7 protein-coding genes are annotated in these 5417 nt (G+C 59.1%); 3 read left to right on the top strand and 4 right to left on the bottom strand.

Annotated features, from left to right (window positions below):
• Positions 1–400: 400 nt before the first annotated feature.
• Positions 401–655: a hypothetical protein gene (locus tag WB528_RS21145; protein ID WP_423890362.1), complete on the bottom strand. Its 255-nt coding sequence runs from the start codon at positions 653–655 to the stop codon at positions 401–403.
• Positions 656–1042: 387 nt separating this feature from the next.
• Positions 1043–1279 carry a DUF488 family protein gene (locus tag WB528_RS21140; protein ID WP_423890363.1) on the bottom strand — a complete coding sequence of 79 codons (237 nt, stop codon included), beginning with the start codon at positions 1277–1279 and terminating at the stop codon, positions 1043–1045.
• 188 nt (positions 1280–1467) lie between these two features.
• Between WB528_RS21140 and WB528_RS21135 the strand changes: the two genes are divergently transcribed.
• The 3 genes from WB528_RS21135 to WB528_RS21125 all read left to right on the top strand — a co-directional run bounded on the left by WB528_RS21135 (position 1468) and on the right by WB528_RS21125 (position 2734).
• Positions 1468–1683, top strand: a complete 216-nt coding sequence (locus WB528_RS21135) for a DUF2945 domain-containing protein (RefSeq protein WP_423890361.1) — start codon at positions 1468–1470, stop codon at positions 1681–1683.
• Between the two features lie 45 nt (positions 1684–1728).
• On the top strand, positions 1729–2274 hold the full coding sequence (locus WB528_RS21130; protein ID WP_423890360.1) for a hypothetical protein: 546 nt from the start codon (positions 1729–1731) through the stop codon (positions 2272–2274).
• An 88-nt stretch (positions 2275–2362) separates the two neighbouring features.
• On the top strand, positions 2363–2734 hold the full coding sequence (locus tag WB528_RS21125; protein WP_423890359.1) for a hypothetical protein: 372 nt from the start codon (positions 2363–2365) through the stop codon (positions 2732–2734).
• A gap of 94 nt (positions 2735–2828) precedes the next feature.
• Here WB528_RS21125 and WB528_RS21120 read toward each other — a convergent pair whose 3' ends face one another.
• Together WB528_RS21120 and WB528_RS21115 are read right to left on the bottom strand one after the other, a co-directional pair.
• Positions 2829–4598 carry a hypothetical protein gene (locus WB528_RS21120; RefSeq protein WP_423890358.1) on the bottom strand — a complete coding sequence of 590 codons (1770 nt, stop codon included), beginning with the start codon at positions 4596–4598 and terminating at the stop codon, positions 2829–2831.
• A 282-nt stretch (positions 4599–4880) separates the two neighbouring features.
• Positions 4881–5186, bottom strand: coding sequence for a hypothetical protein (locus WB528_RS21115; protein WP_423890357.1), 306 nt, complete (start codon positions 5184–5186; stop codon positions 4881–4883).
• Positions 5187–5417 lie beyond the last annotated feature (231 nt).

Raw genomic sequence — 5417 nt, 5'->3', positions numbered from 1 at the left:
GGCCCATCCATGGCTTGGTCCTGAGCGAAGGCCGGGCTGCCGAGAGAAGCGGTGATAATTGCAATGGCACTGAGTGTTTTGAGGGTCATAGGGTTCTTCCGTTTTTACGTGGTTAACCCTCTCCTGGACAAGTTTCCATCCTGCACGACGCCTCAACCGGCACGCACGAAAGGCGTTCCGGGAGCGCAGACTCAAACGAGCGTGAAACGCAATCGCGAGGGGCGCCGTTTTCCGTGATCGTATCGTGTAATCTTGAGACCTCCTCTTGAGCCGTTCCGATCCAATCGGGATCGACGGCGCGGGTCATGGTTACTGCGGCGGCCCGGTATAAAACCGGGGCCACCGCAGCACCGTTCAATCGTTCCTGTTCTGTCGCGAGGCCAACGAGCCGGCCGGGAGATCAGCTACCCGCCGGATGCAAATCCGGGTCGTGATCGCCGATCCGCGAACGGTCGAAGTCCCTCTCGGTGCTCCAGCCATTGCCCATCTGCGGCGCGGCATATCCGGGCTGCCGTACCTCGTTATACGTCCCGCGGTAGTGCCGGAGAGCGTGGGCCGGCCTCTGCGGGGCAGATCCGTCGACATCCTGAGCCAGGACCGGGCTCGAGACTGCCGCGACAACGATCGCGACAACGCCAAGTGTTCTAATGTTCATTGGGGTTTTCCATTTTGTGGTGAACCCCTCCTCCGATCGCTTCTTACATGCGCCGCTCCTCGCTGGCGAAACACATTAGGAACCTAAGGATTCAAACGGACGTGAGTCGGAATCACCGGCCCCGCCGCTTTTCGTGATCGGCGGCAAAATTTCAGCGAGCCATGCGAGTGAGACGAGAATCTCCACCAATCCCCGCATGACGCGCGCAAGCCAGCGAGCGGGACATCGCAAGCCCAATTCTTCGGATCCGTTTGTCTGTCCGATCGACCATCAGCGACTCGACGATTTTCTGCAGCCATCGTGAGCGCAACACACGCCACGTTCGCACTGGCACTTTCGCAATCTGGACTTGCTTCTCCCCAAAACGATCTCGGATTGACGATGCGCCTATGCACTGCGATATCTGTCGTTGGCACAGAACGCCGCTTCGCAAGCATTGAGGGGCATAGCCAGTTTGTATATCGCCTTCGGCGGCTTGAATTGCGGATTGGTGCGCGACCGGGGCATCGACCGCACGTCGATAACGAGGCCGACACCGGACTCCTGCAAGAGATCGACAAATTCGACGATCGTCCTGGTCGAGTGACCTATGGTGAAAAAAGTGTGCGTGTGTCGTCGCTCCAAGCGGCGCGCGACCAACCCGCCTCGCTATGATCCTACGCGTCCGATGCCGGAAACAAAAGGCGCGCGAAAGATGCTGCGATTTCATGGAACCGACAGACACCGCGGCGGTTGGTGCTCATGCCGCACACGTAAATATGCGTTCGAATTGCTTCCTTTGCAGTTCTTTGGCGGCATGGGAGCGAACGACCGTGCCGAAGACCCTCAAGATCCATGATCGCGTGAGCTGGAATTCCGAGGCGGGACGCGTCAGCGGCACGATCACCCGCGTGCATACCCGCGAGTTCGAGGTCAACGGCTATACCCACCATGCGAGCCCAAATGATCCACAATACGAGATCAAGAGCAGCAAGACGGATCATATCGCCTTCCACAGGGGTACCGCGCTTACCAAACTTGGCGATTGACGTCCCTACCCTCAGGTACGCCCGATGATCGACAACGATTGGCCAATGCCGACGAACACACAATCTTCCTCCGTCGAGCCGCTTCGTGCCAAGCTTGGCGATGCCGACGATCGCATCCGCCTCAATCACTGGATGCCGCCACAACAGGGAATCGCGCCTCGGATTCGCATAGGTCAGCGCTGGATCAACACGCTGTGGGGACTGCCGATCGCAGCCGCGGCGTTGCTGTGCTTGATTGCCATCGCTCAAAGCCTGCGTGAGATTCCTGGCATAGAAGCCTTTATCCAGCAGCATCCCGGCATCGCGCAGGCCGCGCCGTCGGTCGATTCGGGGTTTCCGTGGTGGCTGCAGCTTCAGCATTTCCTGAACATGTTCTTCATGCTGTTCATCATGCGCGCCGGCCTGCAAATCCTGGCCGACCATCCCAGGCTCTACTGGGGCCGCGATTGCACGCCGGGACTGACTGGTTCCGCTTCCAGGTTCCGGTGCCAAAGGGGCGCGTCTGGACCGCCAAGGACGATTCCGTCACCTTACCGACATCGAATTCGTTCGCGACTTCGCCGATCTCGGCGCGGGCCATGGCGGCTATAATGAGGACCATGAGTTCTACGGCTATCGCATGCCGATCTGATCGCCGTGGGCCGTCGAGTCTGGTTAGTGACTACGTGAGGAGCTAAGCATGTCGCGAGAAAATTCCGATATCTCCAGCGAATGGAACCTGCGTCAACGCGCTCTGTCCAGGTGGGACAACGAAGGCGGCGCGGGCCCCGACGGGCCCGACTCGGATCCGGCGCGCCAAACCGAGCGAATTGCCATCCCGGATCTGACCAATGCCGAACTCGTGACGCTGCGCGTCCGTGTCATCGCTTTGGAGAATCTGATGATTTCCATACTTGCAACAGCATCGGATGACCAACTCCGATTGGCGCGTGAAATGGCAGGTTATATCTCACCACGGCCCGGCTTTACCCTGCATCCTCTGACGATTCATGCGGCCGCCCACATGGTCGATCTCGTCGAGCGCGCCAATCATTTTCGAGACTCTGAATGACGTCAACACGCGGGATGGGGCAAAAGCGTCAGCGCCGCAAAACTAGCAAATTTTGGCGGCGCCGACTTTTCGTTCCGAACAGGTTCAAGCGCGGTCAGTTGAACGGGTAGAAGCGAACCGAGAAGAACAGGATGTTGTTGTTCGGATTCAGCCCCTGGTTCGGGGTGCTGGTCGGTGTGATGGGACCAGAGGCACCCTGGAAGGCCGTCAGCCTCACATACTCATACTGAAGGCCATAGCGGACCCGTCCCAGATTGCCTTTGTAGGCGTCCTGCCAGAAGCCGATGGTGAACTCCTGCGACTTTTGAACGTCGAACGTACAGGTGCTGCCTGCAATCGGCGTGTTGAAGCCGCCAAGTGTGCCGCCGCCAAGGTTCTGGTTGACACATCCGGTGTTGAGGAAGTTGGAATTGCCCCAGCCGCCTTGCGTTGCTCCGGAGGTCCACGCGTTGGCGAAGGTCCTGTCCTCGCCATAGTAGGCGTAGATGTCGTTGCCCGCGAAGGGATGGGCGACAGCGCCAACCATGAATGACAGCTCGGTGATGGGGCTCAGCGAACCATCCGGACCGATGGTGGCATCAGGCAACTGGCTCGCCGTATAGCGGCCGATGCCTTGTCCATAGAGAACGCTGCCTTGCAGGTCGAGGATTTTTGGAATCGCCGGCAACAAGGCGTTGCCACCGACGCCCCAACCCATGGTCGTCTTCTGCGACCAGCTGTTCGGTACCGTCGTGTTGGCGACCTGATCGGAGAACCAGCGTTCCACGCCGAGCAGTTCGTAGTGACCGAAGCCCGGATCGAGGGCGAACTTTTCGATCACGTCCGGAGCCACGTCGCTCGAGCAGGTGGTCGTACCGTTGAGATGCGTCGAACCGGTGCAGGTGTTGTTGATGCTGGTGACGATCGGTGCGGGCGGCGACACGGCCGACGCGCTTGGCGAACCCGGGAACACCGCGGCCGGCTGTTCGACCGAGACGCCGAACCAGGCGGTCTTGTTGATGTCATAGACAAATCGCAGCTGCGGATTGCGCAGCCAGTCGAAGCCGACGACGTACTGTGCGTCAATCGTGAGCGGCACGTTCTCGGCGTTCGGCAACATGCCGACCCGGTCCTGGGTCAGCAAGCTCCAGGCCTGACCGGCCACAAAGTGAAAGTGCCAGAGGTCGTTGTCGTATTCGCCGAAGGCCTGGCGGATGCGCGGTGTGAAGCTGTTGCTCTCGCGGTTGTTGGCGTCAGTCGACGCGCCGAGAAAGTCCATTTCGTAGTAGCCCTTGACGTGCTGATTGGGGTCGATGTCACCCCACATCTTCATGGCAATGCGGCTCTGTTGCGAGCTCATGCGGAACTCGCGCTCGTTGGAAAGGGCCGAATTCTGCAGCGGTATGCCGGGGCTTCCGAAGGGCGGATCGCTCGCGCCATTCGCCACTTCGCTGTGCTGGCGGTACGCACCTTCCGCCACGATGAACGAGCCGGCCATCGAGAAGTGAATGCCGTCCACCCAGGATGGCAGCGCCTTGGCAAAGATGGTCTGGCCGTCAGCCGATACCGGCGGCGGGGCCGAGGGGGCGGGAATGAGAATCTCGGTGCCGTTGCGCGTCGTGATGGGTGCGGCCCCGGCCGGTACGCCGGCTACGTGCGGCGCCGGCGCCTGCTTCTTCGCCGCCAGTTCGCGCTGCATTTTCGCCAATTGCTTCTGCATCACGTCGATCTGATGCTGCAATTGCGCTTCGTCGGCATGGGCCGGGAGTACGGCGAGCGGGGATGCGCCAAGCAGCGCCCCAGCCAACAAACCGCCGAATCCTTGCCTGATTTTACGGCCGCCCCCTCCTTTCTTTTGCGAGGGGAGAACGGAAAGGCACGCCACGGAATTCTCCGTGCGTGCCAACGAATTGCATTTCATCGACAACCTCCTGCGCAACATGCGCTAAATAGTTTTCTTCCGACCTAGGGTACGGCGGAGAAGTTCTGGGTGAGGTCGATGAATGCTGGATGACATACAGAGCGTGTCGACGCATTTGCGACACAGTGTTGCCCGAAAGCCTCACAAAACGTGATCGGGCTTTAATTTCTCAATTTCGCTTTGGGCGACGCGGCGGCACGGGGCTCGATCGCTCCATCTTTTCTTTATATCTCGTTCGACTTTTTTCTACTGTACATCGCGATACTGATTGGAGCAGGCGCTGGTCGGCAAGTCGCACGACTCGCCAATTATCCCCTTGCCTGGAACGAAAGTATAACCAGGCGTCCGCATCGCGTTCGGCGGAACGTGAGTAAGAAAACCGTACTCCGGCGCATAAGGTAATCGTTCGCCTCGATAGATAGCGTGATGAGCGCGATGAAGCCGAGGCTGCTTTGCGGAATTGTAGCCGCTCTTTGCAGTCATCGGTGAAATGGACAACAGTGCAATGACGGCAGCGGTCGCGCCGACGCGAAGCGTTGTGTTGAATGACATATTGGAACTCCCTTTTTCTCTCCTTGGGATTGCTCCCATTCAGGTGATCCGAGTGTAACGCGCGCTACCAGTTTCTCGCTTTAAATTTTGTTTATGACCTGCGTCCGGTCGCTGTGTTGCCTTGATCTCTGCAATTGTTTTCGCGCGCATACGGGCACGATAGACCGATGAAGATCTTCGACGTTAGCTGGCCGTCCTGCAGAGCCATCTATGAGCCCGCCGAGTCAACGT

Origin of the sequence: Bradyrhizobium sp. (genome assembly GCF_049586575.1) — a bacterium.
Lineage (GTDB): Bacteria > Pseudomonadota > Alphaproteobacteria > Rhizobiales > Xanthobacteraceae > Bradyrhizobium.
Note: the sequence above shows the minus strand (reverse complement) of the source record. Positions and strands in the feature narration are given on the sequence as shown.